Origin of the sequence: Pseudomonas sp. YY-1, assembly GCF_002843095.1 — a bacterium.
GTDB lineage: Bacteria > Pseudomonadota > Gammaproteobacteria > Pseudomonadales > Pseudomonadaceae > Aquipseudomonas > Aquipseudomonas sediminis_A.
In genome coordinates, this window is record NZ_PJLX01000002.1 from 190,715 (window position 1) to 207,351 (window position 16,637).

Genomic DNA, 16,637 nt, shown 5'->3' on the forward strand with positions numbered 1-16,637 from the left:
AAACCAGTTGGGCGGAAGAAATAGGCGGCGGATTCTACCGCAAAGGTCGCATTCAGGCATATGAAGGTCGGTCATGAGCCTGACAAATGGCCTTCATGCTGAGTTTGGAGCAGGGCCTGCTGGTGTTCGGCCAGTCAGCTGAGCATGAACAGCGCTGCGCCGCTGAACTGGGCGGTGAGCTGCCGAGCGGGCATCGGTCTACCCAGCAGGTAGCCCTGCACTTCGTCGCAGTCGTGTTCGCGCAGGAAGTCCAGTTGTGCCTGGCTCTCCACGCCCTCGGCGATCACCATCATGTTCAGGCTGTGCGCCATGGCGATGATCGCGCGAGCGATCTGCGCGTCCTGTTCACCATCGGGCAGGCCGTCGACGAAGCTGCGATCAATCTTCAAGACGTCGATGGGGAACTGCTTGAGGTAGTTCAGCGACGAGTAGCCGGTGCCGAAGTCATCCACCGCAATGCACAGTCCCAAACGCTTGAGGTTGCCGAGCGTTTGCATGGCGCTGGCGACGTCACGCATCAATATGCTTTCAGTCAGCTCCAGCTCCAGACAGGCCGGAGCCACGCCGGTTCTGTCCAGAATGGTGGCGATCCGTGCGCTCAGATCACCTTCGGCGAACTGACGGGCCGACAGGTTGACCGAGATTTTGGGGATACGTATCTGCTCTTCTTGCCATGCCTTGAACTGGCGACAGGCTTCCTCCAGTACCCATTCGCCGACCTGGACCACCAGGCCGAGCTCTTCCAGCACCGGAATGAACTCGGTGGGTGATACCAGGCCGCGGCTCGGGTGGTTCCAGCGCAGCAGCGCTTCGGCCCCTGTCAGGCGACTGCCGTCGCCGGAGAACTGCGGCTGATAATGCAGGACGAACTGGCCCTGCTCCTGGGCGTGGCGCAGATCGCTTTCCAGCTCCAGACGCTCCAGGGCGCTGGCGTTCATGTCGGCCTGGTAGAACTGGAAGTTGTTCTTGCCGCGCTCCTTGGCGTGATACATCGCAGTGTCTGCGTTCTTCATCAGTTGGCTCAGTTCGCTACCGTCCTGCGGGGCGAGGGCGATGCCGATACTGGCGGTGACGAAGAACTCGCGGCCTTCGAGCACGAAGGGGCGGGCCAGGCTGCAGAGAATCTGCTCAGCGACATGAATGGCGCGATTCAGTGCGCCCTCGCGGGTGGCGCGCGGCTGCAGCAGCAGGGTGAATTCGTCGCCGCCCATGCGCGCCACGGTGTCGTCGCCATCGACGCAGGCCGACAGGCGCACGGCCACATCCTTGAGCATACGGTCGCCCGCAGCGTGGCCGAGCGAGTCGTTGATCGGCTTGAAGCGGTCGAGATCGAGGAACATCAACACCACCCATTCATCATGCCGGTCCGCATGTTGCAGGGCACTGTGCAGGCGATCCTGGAACAGGGTGCGGTTGGGCAGGTGGGTCAGGGCGTCGTAGTAGGCCAGGCGGTGGATGCGCTGCTCGCTGGCCTTGCGTTCACTGATGTCGCTGAAGAAGCACACATAGCTGACCAGGTCACCTTCTTCGTCATGTACCGCGGTGATGCCGACCCAGGCAGGGAAGTTTTCCCCTCCCTTGCGCTTGAGCCACACTTCGCCCTCCCAACTGCCACGCTGGTTGAGTTGGCCGAGGATGTACTGCAGGTGTGCCGCCTGCTGGCGATCGGCGGTGAGCATGCCTGGAAGCTGGTCGAGCACTTGCCCGGCGGAATAACCGCTGACGCGGCTGAAGGCCTTGTTGACTTGTACGATGTAACCGGCCGGGTCGGTCACCAGAATCGCTGCGGTGGAATGTTCGAATACCGTGGCAGCCATGCGCAGGTCTTTTTCCGCGCGACGTTGCTGGCTGACGTCGCGGCCGACGCCGAGGATGCCCTCGAAGCGACCGTTCTCGTCCCACATCAAGACCAGGCGCAGTTCCACTGGGATCTTGTGGCCATCGGCGCGCAGGCAGTCGAAGACGAACAGCTGATCTGGCAGTTCATCGCGCAAGCGGTTGAGTCGATCCTGCTCGCCGAGTGAGTCGCGAATCCGCTCGAGCAGCAGGTAGAGGCTGGCGAGCTGCTGCGGATTGGCCGCCAGGCCTTGCAGGCCGTTGGTCGTCACCCATTCGGCGTCGTAACCGAGCATGGCTTCGACCGACGGACTGACGTAGTTCAGGTTCAGGCTGTCGTCGGTGGAGACGATCACGTCGCTGATGCTTTCCGCCAGCAGGCGGTAGCGTTGCTCGCTGTCACGCAGCGATTGGTTGCGCTCGATCTGCTCGGTAATGTCCTTGGCCACGCCGATCAGGCGGCTGACGCGCCCGCGATCATCGCGCGCCAGGGCCTGTTCGCGGATGCTGAACCAGCGCCACTGGCCGTCGCGGTGACGCCAGCGCAGCACTGATTCGAGCAGCAAACCGTTGCCGACCACTTTCTGCAGGTTGCGGATGCGCCAGTAGTATTCGCTGTCGTCCGGGTGCAGTACCTGCTCCCAGAAGTCCCTGCTCATCGCCTTGAGCTCGCTGATGCTATAGCCCAGCTGCAGTCCGAGGCTGTGGTTGCTGAACAGCACCTGCTTGTTCTGCATGTCATGCACGTAGAGCAAGTCGGGAACCGAGCGAACCACTTCGGACCAGAAACGCTCACGCTCGATCAGCGACAGCTCGATGCGCTTGCGGCTGGTGATGTCGCTGATGCTCAGGGTGACTGCCTGATAGTCCTGGAGCATTTCCGGCAGGCGCAGCACCAGCCAGACGTGACGCTGCAAGCCTTGTGCGGTGACCAGCTGGGTTTCCAGCTCCATCAGGTTGGGGCCTTCGAGTACGGCCACGGCCAGGCGGTAACACAGGTCGTCCGACTGTACCGGGCCGTTGTCGATCAGTTGTTGCCAGGCCTGTTCGGTTGACTTCACCCCGAGCAGGTTTAGCGCCACCTGGTTGGCCTCGGTAATGCGCAACTGCGCGATCAGCAGTTGCTGATGCTCGGCATCGGCTTGCAACCAGCGTTGCAAACCCGCCGCATCGCGCAACTTGTGCTGCAGCAACAGGCTGCGCAGGCCGGAGAGATCGAGCACGCACAGAGCCACGCCGGTGCCATCGAAGATGTCCTGGTAGCGCCTGCGGGTTTCCTGCAGTACGCGCATGGCCTGCTGTTCATCGGTCACATCGCGCAGCACCCAGACGTAACCGGCATGGCGCCCGACCTCGCTGATATCGCTACGGGTCACGGCGAACAGGCGCTCGCGCCCCTCGCTTTCGACTCTGATCAGCTCCGCTCCCAGATCACTGCTCAGTTGTGGGCTGTTGAGCAGCAGGGGGTCGAGATCGGGCAGCAGATCGAGCAAATGGAGTTCCCGGGCTGTCTCGCTGGGAACACCAAACATCGCTTCGGCCTGTGGGTTCAGGTAGCGCACTTTGCCGTCGGCCTGAGTCACCAGAATGCGCTCTTCGACGGCGCTCAGGGCACTGGCGGCCTGGCGCAGCGAACGGCGTGTTTCGGTATTCAGGCGCTGCAGGCTGCGTTGCTCGCGTTGCAGGCCGTACAGAACCAGTAGGGTAAGCAGGCTGCACAGTGCGAACAGCAAAAACTTGCCGGCCAGAGTCGGCATCAGCTCGTTGCCGGCGCGCTCTGCATCGAACAGAGCGCGCAGTTGCCAGTCGCTGCCGGGCAGGGTGATCAGCTCCAGGCTCTGCGCCTGTTCTGCCGCGGTAACCGGGGCGATGATGCTGCCTGTCTGTTGCAGGTCGTCGGCGCGCGCTATCACGCGGTGGCTGAGCAGATCTTCAAGTAACCAGTTGTACTCGCTCTGGTGCTGTTCGCGCAGCCAACCGCGCAGTGCACTGGTACGCATGCGCAATACTCGGTGACTGTCGTCAGGCTGGCGTAGCAGCAGGTAGAGCGCGCCGCCGTCCAGTGCGCTAAAAGCGAAGTGATAGGGCTCCGTACCGCTGCGTTGCTGCTGGTTGCGAATGAAACTGAGGTCGCGTGACTCACTGGCGCTGTCGGCCAGCAATCGCCCGTTGGCATCGAGCCAGGCCACGCTGTCGAGGGTCGGGAAAATGCTGCGCAATGAGGCGACCAGCGCGCTGCCGTCGCCAGCGCGTGCTGGGCTGCCTTGCAATATCGCCTGGCCCGCCTGCGCCTTGAGGCGCATGTTCAGGCTCAAGTGCTTGGCCAATTGGATGCTGTAACCCTGGCTCAGCTGCTTCTGGCTATCAAGCAACTGTCGATATTCCTGGGGCAGTTGCCAGGACAGCAATCCCAGGATCGCCAGCACCAACACGACCAGTGCGCGCCTCAGCGCCATGCGACGCTTCGGTGCGCGCGACTCGCCCGGGGAGAAGGAAGGCAGGGATGAGGGAGTCGACACGTTCTGAGAACCTGCAGCCAGTGCTGGGCTATTTTAAGCGTTGGGACGCGCGAGCATGGCTGCGCTCGCGCGAGCCGGCTAGCATGCCTGCAAACGTGGCCAAGTGCCAGCTATGCCGACGAACGTAGGTTTGCCCTGTCACGCACATTCCGGTAGTTTTGCGCCGCGCGCGTGAACTGTCCGCGCGGTACTTGGCGTTCGCCTCCGCAGGGGCTAAGGTCTCTGCACATTGCGTACACGTAGGTGGTGTGAAAACTGGTGGCTAGCGCACGTTAACGACCCTGGCTTTTCGGTAGGAGCGGCTTCAGCCGCGAATTTCGCGGATAAATCCGCTCCTACAGGGTGTACAACAGCTAACGCGAACATAGCCCCTCAACGCATTCATCATTTTTTCACGCGACCTGCGTGGCGCGCCGTTTTCAGCTCCCAATTCTCATCAGTCAGGTTCTCCATGGCTCAGTACGTCTACAGCATGCATCGGGTCAGCAAGGTCGTCCCGCCGAAGCGTGAAATTCTCAAGGACATCTCCCTGTCATTCTTCCCAGGCGCCAAGATCGGCGTGCTGGGCCTCAACGGTGCCGGTAAGTCCACGCTGCTGCGGATCATGGCCGGTGTCGATACCGAGATCGACGGTGAAGCCCGTCCGATGCCGGGTATCAAGGTCGGCTACCTGCCGCAGGAACCGCAGCTCGACCCGAGCAAGACGGTGCGCGACATCGTCGAAGAGGCGGTAGGCGAGATCAAGCAGGCCCAGGCCCGTCTCGACGAGGTCTACGCCGCCTATGCCGAGCCGGACGCCGACTTCGACGCGCTGGCTGCCGAGCAGGCCAAACTCGAAGCAATTTTGCAGGCTTCCGATGGCCACAACCTGGAGCGCCAGCTGGAAGTCGCCGCCGACGCTCTGCGTCTGCCGGCCTGGGACGCCAAGATCGAGCACCTGTCCGGTGGTGAGAAGCGCCGCGTGGCGCTGTGCCGCCTGCTGCTGTCGGCCCCCGACATGCTGTTGCTCGACGAGCCGACCAACCACCTGGACGCCGACTCGGTGGCCTGGCTGGAGCGCTTCCTGCACGACTTCCCCGGCACCGTGGTGGCCATCACCCACGACCGTTACTTCCTAGACAATGTCGCCGGCTGGATTCTCGAACTTGACCGCGGCCACGGTATTCCCTACGAGGGCAATTACTCCGGCTGGCTGGAGTCCAAGGCCAACCGTCTGGCCCAGGAAGCCAAGGCCGAGGCGTCGCACGCCAAGGCGATGAAGGCCGAACTGGAATGGGTACGCCAGGGTGCCAAGGCGCGTCAGTCCAAGTCCAAGGCGCGCCTACAGCGCTTCGAGGAAATGCAGTCGCAGGAATTCCAGAAGCGCAGCGAGACCAACGAGATCTACATCCCGGCTGGCCCGCGGCTGGGCGACAAGGTCATCGACTTCGTCAATGTCTCGAAGTCCTTCGGTGACCGCGTGCTGATCGATGGCCTGTCCTTCAGCATTCCGAAAGGCGCCATCGTCGGCGTGATCGGCGGCAACGGTGCGGGTAAGTCGACCCTGCTGCGCATGATCACCGGCAAGGAGCAACCGGACGCCGGCAGCATCGAAATCGGTGAAACCGTGCAGATCGCCAGCGTCGAGCAGAGCCGCGAGGCGCTCGAAGGCAACAAGACCGTATGGGAGCAGATTTCCGACGGTTTCGACATGATCAAGGTCGGCAACTATGAAGTGCCGTCGCGCGGTTATGTCGGTCGCTTCAACTTCAAGGGCGCCGACCAGCAGAAGTTCGTCAAGGACCTCTCCGGTGGTGAGCGCGGTCGCCTGCACATGGCGCTGACCCTGAAGCAGGGCGGCAACGTGCTGCTGCTCGACGAACCGTCCAACGACCTCGACGTGGAAACCCTGCGTGCGCTGGAAGAGGCGCTGCTGGACTTCCCGGGCGCCGCGGTAGTGATTTCCCACGATCGCTGGTTCCTCGACCGTATTGCCACGCACATCCTCTCCTACGAGGACGACGGCAAGGTCAACTTCTTCGAAGGCAACTACACCGAGTTCGAAGCCGATCGCAAGAAACGTCTGGGCGATGCTGCCGCGCAGCCGCACCGTGTGCGTTACAAGAAGCTGGCGCAGTAAGTTCGCCAGATGAAAAAACGGAGCCTTCGGGCTCCGTTTTTCGTTGTGGCGGCGCGCGGCTGGTTCAGAGCCTGGCCAGCAGGCTCTCCAGCGCTTTGGCCTGGTCCTCGGCCAGATCGATGATATGAAAGCCCGCCCAGCAATGCTGGCCGTCAGCGCCGGGGCGGCTCCACAGGCAGTCGGCGCCCAGATGTACTTCCTGTACCGCATCGCTACCTGTGGTGCACACCAGGCGGCATTCCAGCACCGCATCAGCGGTGTGGGGGGTGTCGCTGAACAGCATGAAGCCATCGGCAGACAGGTCGACGATGCGGCCCAGGCGCTGCCCGCTGTTCAGGTCGAAGACCTCCAGCTGCATCTCGGTGCCATGGCGGCTGTGTTGACGACGCTCTTCCATGGAAATTCCTCAGCGGGGTTCGGCCGTGCGCCCAGTGAAGCGCTGCAGCACACGGTAGATGGCAGTCAGCGCGCGATCGACCAGTGGCGTCGCGCGTTCGGGTGTCACGATACGGGCCAGGCCCTTTTCCATCTCACTGGCCAGCAGGGTTAGCGGCTTGATCGCCACGCGCTGGCCACTGTGGTCGACGAACATGTAGTTGTGCGTGGTCGGGCTGAACCAGGAAAGCTTGAGTACGCGGCTCTTGCTGCCATCGACGAACTCGAACCAGGTGCCGAATTCGACGTTGGCCAGCTCCTTGGCCAGGGCTTGTGCGCGCGCCGAGAGCTTGCTGCGCGAGGGTGCCTGGCGAGCCAGATCGGCATCCTCGCCGAGCATGGCGCCCAAGGGGCTTTCTGGCAGGGTGGGTTTGAGCTGGGCGGCCAACTGCGGTTGTTTGGCTTGCACCGCATGCTGGCAGGCCACCAGGTCCTGCAGCAGGCGACGGATGCCGTCTTCGTGATAGCCGCCGAGCAATTCCAGGCCCTTGCGCAGGTCGCTGAGCATCGGCACGCGGTGTTCCTGCAATTGCAGCGCCTCTGTCTCGTTCAGCGGCGTGCCGCTCCAGGCCAGCTGCTCGGCCACTTCGCAGGAGCGCTTCCATTCCGTGCTTTGCTCGCCATGGCGCAGCAGGACGAAAACCAGCACATCGGCCCAGGTCAGCTCGAGGAAATTGCGGATGATTGTCGGTAGGTTGCGCTGCCCGATGCATCGCTGAATCACCTCGAGTGCCTGCTCGCGAGCCCCCAGTAGGCGATCACGGCCCTTGGCTGCCTCGACCGCGCGGCGTTCGCGCAGCTCGACCTTGTGGCGCAGGGTTTCGACGTATTCGTTGAACTCCTCGATCAGGCTGTCGAACAGCCCCAGATCACCGCTGAAACCGTGAATCACCCGTTCGACCACCCACTGCATCTTGGCCAGCAGGCCGCGTTCGTCGCCCTCGTTGCCGTACAGCACACCGGCCTGGGCCATGGTGTTGAGCAGGCGCCGCGCCGGATGGTGGTGCTGGGTGAACAGCGCCTTGTCTTGCAGCGCGATTTTTAGATAAGGCGTATGCAGGTGCGACAGCGCGGTCTTGCAAGCGTCCGGCAGGTTCTCGTCATCGAGGATGAAGTCGAACAGCATGCCAACCAGGTCGATCACGTCGGCTTCCTGATCGGACACCTTGCTATCGCCGGGCAGGCTGCTGTGTGATTCCAGCTGCTGCTGCAGGTCGGCCTTGAGGCCTTCAACGGCCTGCGGCTGATGCAGGCGCTGGGCCAGTTCGTGGGCTGACTGCTGTTGCATGCGGTTGAGCGCAGCGAGCAGTTCGCTGGCGCTGTAGGTGCGGCTGGCCTCACGCGGGGAGAAGCTGATGATGCTTCGTGTGCCACCGAGTAGTGGAGCGTCAGGGTGGCTCTGGCGGTGCTCGCCAAGCAGGCTGGACAAGCCGCTGAACAACGCGCCCGGCTCGCTGGGCGGCGGTGCGCTGAGGTCCAGGTCGAGCAGGGCCGGCTCTACGGGCGCAGGGCTTTTCCCCGGTCTGCCTGGTGTTTGTTGTTGGGGTGTCGGGGCTTCTTTCGTTGGGGCATCTGGGCGGCTGACGCTTTGAGTGATCTGTGCGCTGTACTTGAGGTTGGGCAGCACGCCGGCATCGATCAGGCGCTGGTTGAGTGCGCCATAGAGTGAATCGAGGCTTTGCATCACATGGCGATCGAAGAGCATGTAGAGGATGGTCTTGATCTGCAGCGGGAAGGGGCAGGGCGCCAGCGCATCGCGAAACGCCTGAGCAATGGCCTGTGGGCCGAAGGGGTTGCTGTCCTCGCCGAGCTTCTGACCGTTGTTGAGCAACGCCAGGCGTTGCTCCAGGGCAAATAGTGGCTGGGTGCAGCGTGCCTTGACCCGGCTGACCATATTGGTGACTTGCAGGGTTTCTTCGTAGTCCTCGTTCTGCACCAGGGCCAATTGCTCGGGGTCGAGTGTGGCCGGTGTCTGATCCTGCAACTTACCGTCGAGGAAATCGGAAAAATTGTTGGCAATGGTCTGGTGGTAGCTGCGCTCGATCTGCGGGCGCTGGCGGCGGATCTCGCGCATGTTGTCGAAGAACAGCGTCTGCACCTTGTTGTTCTCAGCCTTCTCGGCACATTCGAACAGGGTGTCATCGACCTGGCCGAATACACCACTCAGATGCTCCGCCAGGCGATTCATCACCAGCTTGCGGCAGGCTTGTACCAGGTCGCTGAAGCGCGGCTGTATACCGCGGCTGGCGAGGCTGACCACCTTGGGATGAATGGGGGGCTTGTCCTGGTTGCTCATGGACTGTCCTGGCTGGCGTCTTCGGCTGGCGCGTCCTGCGTCGTGCCATAGTTCGATGAAACATATAGTAGTCCATGGCTTGCCTGCAAAGCATTGTCGTAAAAGCAGTTTGCAGGGGTTGACAGGGAAATTTTGCTACGTAAAATGGCGCGCCTCTGAAGCGGTAAAGCGAAAGCCAAAGCGCAGAAGAGCTGGAAGACCGAAGTTCCGCGATAGCTCAGTCGGTAGAGCAAATGACTGTTAATCATTGGGTCCCTGGTTCGAGTCCAGGTCGCGGAGCCAACTTCCTATCGGGGTATAGCGCAGTCCGGTAGCGCGCTTGCTTTGGGAGCAAGATGTCGGGAGTTCGAATCCCCCTACCCCGACCATTTTTGGGTCGTTAGCTCAGTTGGTAGAGCAGTTGGCTTTTAACCAATTGGTCGTAGGTTCGAATCCTACACGACCCACCATACAACGACGAAGCCCGCCAAGTGCGGGCTTCGTCGTTTCTGCGTTTCAGATTTCCACCTGAGTACCCAGTTCGATCACGCGGTTGAGCGGCAGGTTGAAGAAGCGCAGGCTGCTGTTGGCGTTCTTCAGCATGAAGGAGAAGATCATCTCGCGCCAACGGGCCATGCCAATGCGGCGGGTCGAGACCACCGTTTCCCGGCTGATGAAGTAGGTGGTGTGCATCGGCTCGAAACTCAGCCCGGGAACCTGGCATTGGCTGAGCGCCAACGGCACATCGGGGCGTTCGCTGAAACCGAAGTGCAGCAGAACGCGGTAGAAGCCTTCACCATGTTCCTGAACCTGCACGCGCTTGCTGGCGGCAACGCGCGGGCTGTCCTCGCTGATCACCGTCAGCAACACCACATGCTCATGCAGCACCTGGTTGTGCAGCAGGTTGTGCAACAGCGCATGCGGCACGCTGTCGGTACGTGCGGTCAGAAACACCGCAGTGCCTTTGACGCGATGTGGGGGCTGGCGGGCGATGCTGTCGCTGAACACATCGAGTGGTAGGGCATTCTCGCCCAAGCGCTCGAAGACGATCTCCTTGCCGCGCTTCCAGGTGGTCATCAATACGAACAGGACGATCCCGGCGACCAGCGGGAAAGCGCCGCCGGCCAGGACTTTGGGCAGGTTGGCGATGAAGAACAGGCTGTCGACCAGCAGGAATCCACCGAGTATCGGCAGGGAAAGCCACTTGGGCAGGTTCCACAAAAGCAGCATCACGGCAGCGGCCAGCAGCGTGGTGATCAGCATGGTGCCGGTCACCGCCACGCCATAGGCGGAGGCGAGGGCACTGGATGAGCCGAAACCGAGCACCAGCAGCACGACGCCGATCATCAGCATCCAGTTCACGGTGCCAATGTAGATCTGCCCCTGTTCGGTATCCGAGGTATGTTGGATGAACATGCGCGGGATATAGCCCAGCTGGATGGCCTGGTGGGTCAGCGAGAACGCGCCGGAGATCACCGCCTGGGAGGCGATCACCGTGGCCAGAGTGGACAGTGCCACCATCGGCAGCAGTGCCCAGCCTGGTGTCAGCAGAAAGAACGGGTTGTGTGCGGCGGCCGGGTTGGCGAGGATCAGCGCGCCCTGCCCCAGATAGTTGAGCAACAGACCCGGCAGTACCAGGAAAAACCAGGCGCGGGCGATGGGCTTTCGACCGAAGTGGCCCATGTCGGCATACAGCGCCTCGGCGCCGGTCAGTGCCAGCACCACGGCGCCAAGGATGGCCAAGCCGATGCCGGGGTGGACGATGAAAAAGTGGATGCACCAGTAAGGGTTCAGCGCCTTGAGCACTTCCGGGTACTGGCTGATGCCATGGATGCCCAGCAGCGCGAGCACGCTGAACCAGAGCAGCATGACCGGCCCGAAAAGAATGCCAAGGCGCGCTGTGCCGTGTTTCTGGATCAGGAACAGGCTGACCAGGATCACCAGTGCCAGTGGCACGACCCAGCGTTCGATGCCGTCGAAGGCGACCTGCAGACCCTCGACCGCCGACAGCACCGAGATTGCCGGGGTGATCATGCTGTCGCCGAAGAACAGCGCCGCGCCGAACAGACCGATCAGCAGCAGCACCTTGCGCAGGCGTGGGTAGTTGCGTGCGGCACGTTGAGCCAGCGAGGTCAGGGCCATGACGCCGCCTTCGCCGTCGTTGTCCGCGCGCAGAATGAACAGTACGTACTTGACCGATACCACCCAGATCAATGACCAGATGATCAGCGAGAGAATGCCCAGTACGCCCTCATGGTTGGGCGCTACGCCGTATTTGAACACTTCCTTCAGGGTGTACAGCGGGCTGGTGCCGATATCGCCGTAGACCACGCCGGTAGCGGCGATCAGCAGTGCAATGGCCGAGGGTCTGGCGGCAGGCGTATTGCTTGGGTGCATCTGCGATGCTCCGTTGCAGGCGGATTCTGGAATGGGGATGTCAGGTAGTTGCCGAACCTGTGGCGCGGCTGAAGGCGGGGCGTTGCCGGGTCATTGCGTATTCATGCGCGATGCCTCGAATGGGCAGATGTTGGCGAGCAGGACGCTCGCCAGCGACTGGGGCGTCCGTGCCCCAGTATAGACAGCTTCAGTGCAGCTTGAGACGTGGTTCGGTGCTGCGCCCGATGCGGTCGCTGAGCATCAGCAGCAGGGTACGTGGTACGCCATACAGGGCCATCTGGTGCATGCGGTAGAGCGACACGTAGAACACTCGCGCCAGCCAGCCTTCGAGCATGACGCTGCCGGTCAGGTTGCCCATCAGGTTACCGACTGCAGAGAAACTCGACAGCGAAATCAACGAGCCGTAGTCGCGATAGCGGTATTCCGGCAGCGGCTGGGCGCTGATCTTCAAGCGTAGCGATTTGGCCAGCAGCGACGCCTGTTGGTGTGCGGCCTGGGCGCGGGGCGGCACGTTGCGGCCCTCCGTGCCCGGCTGCGGGCAGGCTGCGCAGTCGCCAAAGGCGAATACGTCGTCATCGAGGGTCGTTTGCAGGGTCGGACGCACCTGCAGCTGATTGATACGGTTGCTCTCCAGTCCATCGAGATCCTTGAGAAAGCCGGGGGCGCGAATGCCGGCCGCCCAGACTTTCAGACTGGCCGGGATGAAGTTGCCGTCGGCGGTTTTCAGGCCATCGGCAGTCACTTCACTGACGGCGGCGCCGGTCAGTACGGTGACGCCGAGCTTCTCCAGGGTCTGATGTACCGGCCGCGCGATGCGCTCGGGCAGGGCAGGTAGTACACGCGGCCCGGCTTCGATCAGGGTAATGCGCATGTCTTCGGGGCGAATGCGATTGAGGCCATAGGCAGCCAGCTGTTTGGCGGCATGGTGCAGTTCTGCAGCCAGCTCGACACCAGTGGCACCGGCACCGACGATGGCGATATCGATCTTCGAGCCGTCTTCGCTCTCGCTGGCATGCGCGCGCAGGTAGTGGCTGAGCATGCGCCGGTGGAAGCGTTCGGCCTGCGCGCGGGTGTCGAGGAAAATGCAGTGCTCAGCGGCGCCGGGCGTGCCGAAGTCATTGGTGGTGCTGCCGACGGCGATCACCAGGCTGTCATAGCTGATGCTGCGCTCAGGCATCAGCACCTGGTCGTCGTCATCCAGCGTCGGTGCCAGGGTGATGCTCTTGCCAGCACGGTCCAGTCCGGACATGCGGCCGAGCTGAAACTCGAAATGGTTCCACTTGGCCTGGGCCACGTAGTTCAGTTCGTCTTCCGAGGAGTTCAGCGAGCCGGCGGCTACTTCGTGCAGCAGGGGCTTCCAGATGTGGGTGAGGTTGGCGTCGACCAGAATGATCCGGGCAGCGCCACTCTTGCCCAATTTTCTACCAAGGCGGGTGGCCAGCTCCAAACCGCCGGCGCCGCCGCCGACAATCACGATGCGATGGGACATGGATATTGCTCACAAGGCTTTGAAAAAAGCGGTGTGAGTGCGAGAGGGCGAGCGCAAGGCAGCTCATAGCACCAGTCGACTCAGAAGGCGGCTCAGCAGACCCAGGCCAATAGTCACGACCAGGACCACCGCCAGCAGACGCCAAACGCGAAACGGTTGACGTTCGACCTGATGCTGCGGTGCGCTCAGGTATTGGTCGACTTTCTGTTGGTCTTCGGGGCTCAGGCGACTGGTCATGGGTGGGCCTCTGCTTGAATGCGGCTATTCTAGGCGTGCCCGCCAGCCTTGGCGAGCGTCGTTGTCCTGCGGGTCAGATATCGTTTCGAGGGTTTCCACGCTTACGTCGTCCTCCAGGCGGATGATGCCGCCCTCGATCACGCGAGCGGTGATACCGCCATGGCCACGCATGGCCTGGAAGGTACCGCGCCCGAGACGTTCCTCCAGGCGGGCGCAGGGTTGGCACCAGCCGGTGGTCTCCAGCAGTGCCTGGCCGATGCGAAAACGCCGACCCTTCAGGCTGAACAGATTGATGCCGGCAACCGCGATATTGCGGCGCAGCTCGCTGGGTAGCATGGGCGCATCGCGGCCGAGCAGGGCGGCAACCACGGCTAGGTGCTCCCACTGGATCAGCGTGACCTGGCGTGCATTGCGTGGCCCGGGGCGGCTGTGATCGCCGGTCAGGCCGGCTTCACGCCGCGCTTCCACGGCCTCGACTTCGAGCATCGCCTCGCGCGCCTTGGGGCGAACCCCTATCCAGCGTACCTGGCCGACCTGCGGCACCTCGGCGAGCAATTCCTGCAAGGGGCTCATAGGCCGATTCCGATGTCGAACAGCAGACTGCGCCCGAGGTTGTGCCGCAGAAAATCCGGCGCGTCCGGGTGAGCGAACAGCACGCGGGCGAAGCGCGGGCCAACCAGCGACAGCGAGCGCCAGCCCTGGCGCAGATATTCGGTGGGCGGCGGGAAGTGGCTGTTGCAGTCGAGCACGGCGCGCTTGAGGCTGACGAAGGCGACCAGATCGAGTTCGCCTAGGTCGATGCCACGCTCGCGATAGTTATGCGCCTTCTTGCGCAAGGTCGGCGCCAGACGCGCCTGCATCTCGCTGGCTGCAATACGTTTGGGGCGTGCTTCGCGCCGGACCAACTGGCTGAGGGAAAAGGCGCTGCGGCGACGCTCCAGCTCGGCGCGCCACTCGTCATTGAGGCGCCGGCCTTCATCGAGCACGAAAAACACTTCGAAATTGGCATCGCGAAACAGCACGTCCGGTGGCTCCTGGCCACTGGGTGTGAAGTCGTCGCTGTGATGGCGTATGTTCAAGGCCTGCAGTAGGCGCTGACAAACCCAGCGCTCACGCTCCCATTTCTTCGCGTTGGAGAGGAAGGCATTGGCCTGTTCGGCCTGGTGCGTGAGTAAGCGCAGGTAATCGGAATCGTCCATGACCAAAGCTTAGCCGTAGCGCTTACCCGCATGCCAGTGCTGCAACTCCAGTCGTTCCGGTGAGCGTGGAAATCCAGCAGGGTTTCGTTGGCTGTTGTCGATCAATGGCAGGGCAAGTGCTCTGCCGGCAAAATCAAGTCCGAGTACCGGTGTAGACTGCCGGGCATGGCGATGAATGAAGGAGAGGGTGTGCGCGCATGATCGCTTCCAACCTGCTGGCGTTCTCCACCTTGTTGGTCGGCTGGCTGGTCTACGGGCTAGCTCTGCTCTGGGCGGTGGCGCGGGCGCCCTGGGTCGAGCTGTTCAGTGATCTACGCCGCCAGCATCTGCTGTTCGGCACCATGCTCGCGCTGTTCTTGCTGTGGCTGGTGCGTCGCGATTTCGACTCCGGGCTTTCCTATCACTTCATCGGTATGACTGCCGTGACCCTGCTACTCGACTGGCCACTTGCCGTGCTGGCCGGCCTGGCGGCGCAGCTTGGCCTGCTGGCTATCGGCCGTATGGACCTGGCCTCGCTCGGCATCAACGGCGTGTTGCTGGTGCTGGTCCCTACTCTGATCACCGAGTTGTGCGCGCTACGTGTGGAGCGCGCGCAGCCGCGCAACCTGTTCGTCTATATCTTCTTCTGCGGGTTCTTCCCGGCGGCATTGGCGACCCTGATGACCTTGCTCGGCGGTCTCGCCCTGTTGTGGATGGACGGGCTGTTCCCCATGCCGCCCTGGCTGGACGACTTTGCCGGCTACCTGTGGCTGGTGGCGTTCCCCGAAGCGTTCATCAACGGCACCATCGTCACTGCTCTGGTGGTGTTTTACCCGGACTGGCTGGAAACCTTCAACCGCAGCCGTTACCTGCAGGCGCCCTGGAAGGAGAGCGATCGCGGCGAGTGAATGACGCCGTATTGGCCAATTGAATGCCGTGAGCGGATTGATCCCCGTCAATATCCGAAACGGGCCTGCCGCCATGCTGTGAGAAACGCCCCCGAGGGACTTGAGATGAGTGTTCACAGCTGGGCAAGAAACGTTGTTCAGGACGACTTGCATGACGCCGACGTGCAGGGCTACGAGACAGTCGTGGCATTGCGTGCGCTGCTGTCGGAGGTCGTCCAGCGGAGCAAGGCGCTGCGTGATCCCCAGGAGCTGGCGCATGAACTGCACTTTCTCGCCGACAACCTCGATGATGACCGCGACTACGCCTTTATGCGTCCCTGACGTTCCCGATTCTGCTTATGTAGGAGCCGCGCCCCGCGGCGAATGGTCGAGCGAGGCGACGCTAAGGCCAAAAGCTTCGCCCCGGGGGCGGGGCTCCTACAGGGCGAGATGGATCAATGCGGCCGCGTCGGCAGATCGCCACTGAACATCTCGTCTTCCAGGTCATTGCCGGGAATCGCATGCTCCTCGGCGGCCCAGGCGCCCAGGTCGATCAGCTTGCAACGCTCGCAGCAGAACGGACGATAGATGCTCTCGGTTTTCCACTCGACGGGCGCACCGCAGGTGGGGCATTGAACGGTCGTGGTCATGGTTGGCCTCCACGCAGGGTCAGATAAAAGTTGTGCAGGCGCTCGACCTCCGCGTCCAGCCAAACCCTGTCTCGATCATTGACCAGTACGTCGTGGGCATGGCGCAGGCGCTCTTCGCGGCTGGCCTGAGCCTGCATGATGGCGCGAACCTGTTCTTCCGAACTCTGGTCGCGGGCGATGGTGCGCTGCACCTGCAACTCGGCCGGTGTGTCGACGACCAATATGCGTTGGGTCATCTGCCGTTGACCGGACTCGACCAGCAGTGGCGACACCAGAATCGCATAGGGCGATTCTGCGCGCGCCAACGCCTGAACGATCTCCTGGCCGATCAGTGGGTGCAGCAGGCTTTCCAGCCAGCGGCGTTGCTCGGGGGCGGCAAATATCAGCTTACGCAGCGCGGCGCGGTCCAACTCGCCATTCGCTTGCAGTACACCTGCACCGAAGTGTTCGATGATCTTGGTCAGCGCTGGCCGGCCTGGCTCGACCACCCAGCGCGCTGCGTGATCGGCGTCTACCACGTGTACGCCACGTTCGATAAAGCCTTGCGCCACTGCGCTCTTGCCGCTGCCAATGCCGCCAGTCAGGCCGAGTATCCAGGGTTTCATGACGCCAATG

At 62.5% G+C, this 16,637-nt stretch carries 13 protein-coding genes and 3 tRNA genes; 6 read left to right on the plus strand and 10 right to left on the minus strand.

What is annotated here, in order from left to right; translation table 11 throughout:
* Positions 1–134: 134 nt before the first annotated feature.
* On the minus strand, positions 135–4,292 hold the full coding sequence (locus tag CXP40_RS03655) for an EAL domain-containing protein (protein WP_371916926.1): 4,158 nt from the start codon (positions 4,290–4,292) through the stop codon (positions 135–137).
* Between the two features lie 514 nt (positions 4,293–4,806).
* Here CXP40_RS03655 and ettA point away from each other — a divergent pair.
* The gene (gene ettA / locus CXP40_RS03660; RefSeq protein ID WP_099522581.1) at positions 4,807–6,474 is read left to right on the plus strand and encodes an energy-dependent translational throttle protein EttA; all 1,668 of its coding nucleotides are present in this window, start codon (positions 4,807–4,809) and stop codon (positions 6,472–6,474) included.
* Between the two features lie 64 nt (positions 6,475–6,538).
* Here ettA and CXP40_RS03665 read toward each other — a convergent pair whose 3' ends face one another.
* Together CXP40_RS03665 and CXP40_RS03670 are read right to left on the minus strand one after the other, a co-directional pair.
* On the minus strand, positions 6,539–6,871 hold the full coding sequence (locus CXP40_RS03665; RefSeq protein ID WP_099522580.1) for a PilZ domain-containing protein: 333 nt from the start codon (positions 6,869–6,871) through the stop codon (positions 6,539–6,541).
* 9 nt (positions 6,872–6,880) lie between these two features.
* Entirely contained in the window at positions 6,881–9,205 is a 2,325-nt protein-coding gene (locus CXP40_RS03670; RefSeq protein WP_106732623.1) for a DUF1631 domain-containing protein, read from the minus strand.
* Between the two features lie 206 nt (positions 9,206–9,411).
* Here CXP40_RS03670 and CXP40_RS03675 point away from each other — a divergent pair.
* The 3 genes from CXP40_RS03675 to CXP40_RS03685 all read left to right on the plus strand — a co-directional run bounded on the left by CXP40_RS03675 (position 9,412) and on the right by CXP40_RS03685 (position 9,654).
* Positions 9,412–9,487, plus strand: a tRNA-Asn gene (locus tag CXP40_RS03675).
* A gap of 9 nt (positions 9,488–9,496) precedes the next feature.
* Positions 9,497–9,573: transfer RNA gene (locus CXP40_RS03680), tRNA-Pro, on the plus strand.
* Positions 9,574–9,578: 5 nt separating this feature from the next.
* A tRNA-Lys gene (locus CXP40_RS03685) sits at positions 9,579–9,654 on the plus strand.
* A gap of 46 nt (positions 9,655–9,700) precedes the next feature.
* On the opposite strand, the gene CXP40_RS03690 is transcribed toward CXP40_RS03685, so the two are convergent.
* The 5 genes from CXP40_RS03690 to CXP40_RS03710 all read right to left on the minus strand — a co-directional run bounded on the left by CXP40_RS03690 (position 9,701) and on the right by CXP40_RS03710 (position 14,506).
* Complete coding sequence (locus CXP40_RS03690; protein ID WP_106732624.1) at positions 9,701–11,581, minus strand: potassium transporter Kup; 1,881 nt, start codon at positions 11,579–11,581, stop codon at positions 9,701–9,703.
* A gap of 187 nt (positions 11,582–11,768) precedes the next feature.
* Entirely contained in the window at positions 11,769–13,070 is a 1,302-nt protein-coding gene (locus tag CXP40_RS03695) for an NAD(P)/FAD-dependent oxidoreductase (RefSeq protein ID WP_106732625.1), read from the minus strand.
* A gap of 63 nt (positions 13,071–13,133) precedes the next feature.
* Complete coding sequence (locus tag CXP40_RS03700; RefSeq protein WP_099522576.1) at positions 13,134–13,307, minus strand: DUF3094 family protein; 174 nt, start codon at positions 13,305–13,307, stop codon at positions 13,134–13,136.
* 24 nt (positions 13,308–13,331) lie between these two features.
* A complete protein-coding gene (locus CXP40_RS03705; protein WP_106732626.1) occupies positions 13,332–13,880 on the minus strand; it encodes an MOSC domain-containing protein in 549 nt (182 codons plus the stop codon).
* A complete protein-coding gene (locus CXP40_RS03710; RefSeq protein ID WP_106732627.1) occupies positions 13,877–14,506 on the minus strand; it encodes a DUF1780 domain-containing protein in 630 nt (209 codons plus the stop codon). The genes CXP40_RS03705 and CXP40_RS03710 overlap by 4 nt, the downstream gene beginning before the upstream one ends.
* Positions 14,507–14,703: 197 nt before the next feature.
* Here CXP40_RS03710 and CXP40_RS03715 point away from each other — a divergent pair, with 197 nt between their 5' ends.
* Both CXP40_RS03715 and CXP40_RS03720 read left to right on the plus strand, forming a co-directional pair.
* Positions 14,704–15,393: an energy-coupling factor ABC transporter permease gene (locus CXP40_RS03715; protein WP_106732628.1), complete on the plus strand. Its 690-nt coding sequence runs from the start codon at positions 14,704–14,706 to the stop codon at positions 15,391–15,393.
* 105 nt (positions 15,394–15,498) lie between these two features.
* Positions 15,499–15,714, plus strand: a complete 216-nt coding sequence (locus CXP40_RS03720; protein WP_106732896.1) for a hypothetical protein — start codon at positions 15,499–15,501, stop codon at positions 15,712–15,714.
* A 113-nt stretch (positions 15,715–15,827) separates the two neighbouring features.
* Here the strand turns inward: CXP40_RS03720 and yacG are convergent, their stop codons facing one another.
* Both yacG and coaE read right to left on the minus strand, forming a co-directional pair.
* Positions 15,828–16,022 (minus strand): DNA gyrase inhibitor YacG, encoded by a 195-nt coding sequence (yacG, locus tag CXP40_RS03725; RefSeq protein WP_099522571.1) that lies wholly within the window; start codon positions 16,020–16,022, stop codon positions 15,828–15,830.
* A complete protein-coding gene (coaE, locus tag CXP40_RS03730) occupies positions 16,019–16,627 on the minus strand; it encodes a dephospho-CoA kinase (protein WP_106732629.1) in 609 nt (202 codons plus the stop codon). Before coaE ends, yacG begins: the two co-directional genes overlap by 4 nt.
* Positions 16,628–16,637: the final 10 nt, after the last annotated feature.

Bases quoted from the DNA above. Each gene is read 5' to 3' on its own strand.
- ettA (WP_099522581.1), top strand. From the start codon at position 4,807: ATGGCTCAGTACGTCTACAGCATGCATCGGGTCAGCAAGGTCGTCCCG.
- CXP40_RS03705 (WP_106732626.1), bottom strand. From the start codon at position 13,880: ATGAGCCCCTTGCAGGAATTGCTCGCCGAGGTGCCGCAGGTCGGCCAG.
- CXP40_RS03670 (WP_106732623.1), bottom strand. From the start codon at position 9,205: ATGAGCAACCAGGACAAGCCCCCCATTCATCCCAAGGTGGTCAGCCTC.
- CXP40_RS03720 (WP_106732896.1), top strand. From the start codon at position 15,499: ATGAGTGTTCACAGCTGGGCAAGAAACGTTGTTCAGGACGACTTGCAT.
- CXP40_RS03700 (WP_099522576.1), bottom strand. From the start codon at position 13,307: ATGACCAGTCGCCTGAGCCCCGAAGACCAACAGAAAGTCGACCAATAC.
- CXP40_RS03715 (WP_106732628.1), top strand. From the start codon at position 14,704: ATGATCGCTTCCAACCTGCTGGCGTTCTCCACCTTGTTGGTCGGCTGG.
- CXP40_RS03695 (WP_106732625.1), bottom strand. From the start codon at position 13,070: ATGTCCCATCGCATCGTGATTGTCGGCGGCGGCGCCGGCGGTTTGGAG.
- yacG (WP_099522571.1), bottom strand. From the start codon at position 16,022: ATGACCACGACCGTTCAATGCCCCACCTGCGGTGCGCCCGTCGAGTGG.
- coaE (WP_106732629.1), bottom strand. From the start codon at position 16,627: ATGAAACCCTGGATACTCGGCCTGACTGGCGGCATTGGCAGCGGCAAG.
- CXP40_RS03710 (WP_106732627.1), bottom strand. From the start codon at position 14,506: ATGGACGATTCCGATTACCTGCGCTTACTCACGCACCAGGCCGAACAG.
- CXP40_RS03690 (WP_106732624.1), bottom strand. From the start codon at position 11,581: ATGCACCCAAGCAATACGCCTGCCGCCAGACCCTCGGCCATTGCACTG.
- CXP40_RS03655 (WP_371916926.1), bottom strand. From the start codon at position 4,292: ATGGCGCTGAGGCGCGCACTGGTCGTGTTGGTGCTGGCGATCCTGGGA.
- CXP40_RS03665 (WP_099522580.1), bottom strand. From the start codon at position 6,871: ATGGAAGAGCGTCGTCAACACAGCCGCCATGGCACCGAGATGCAGCTG.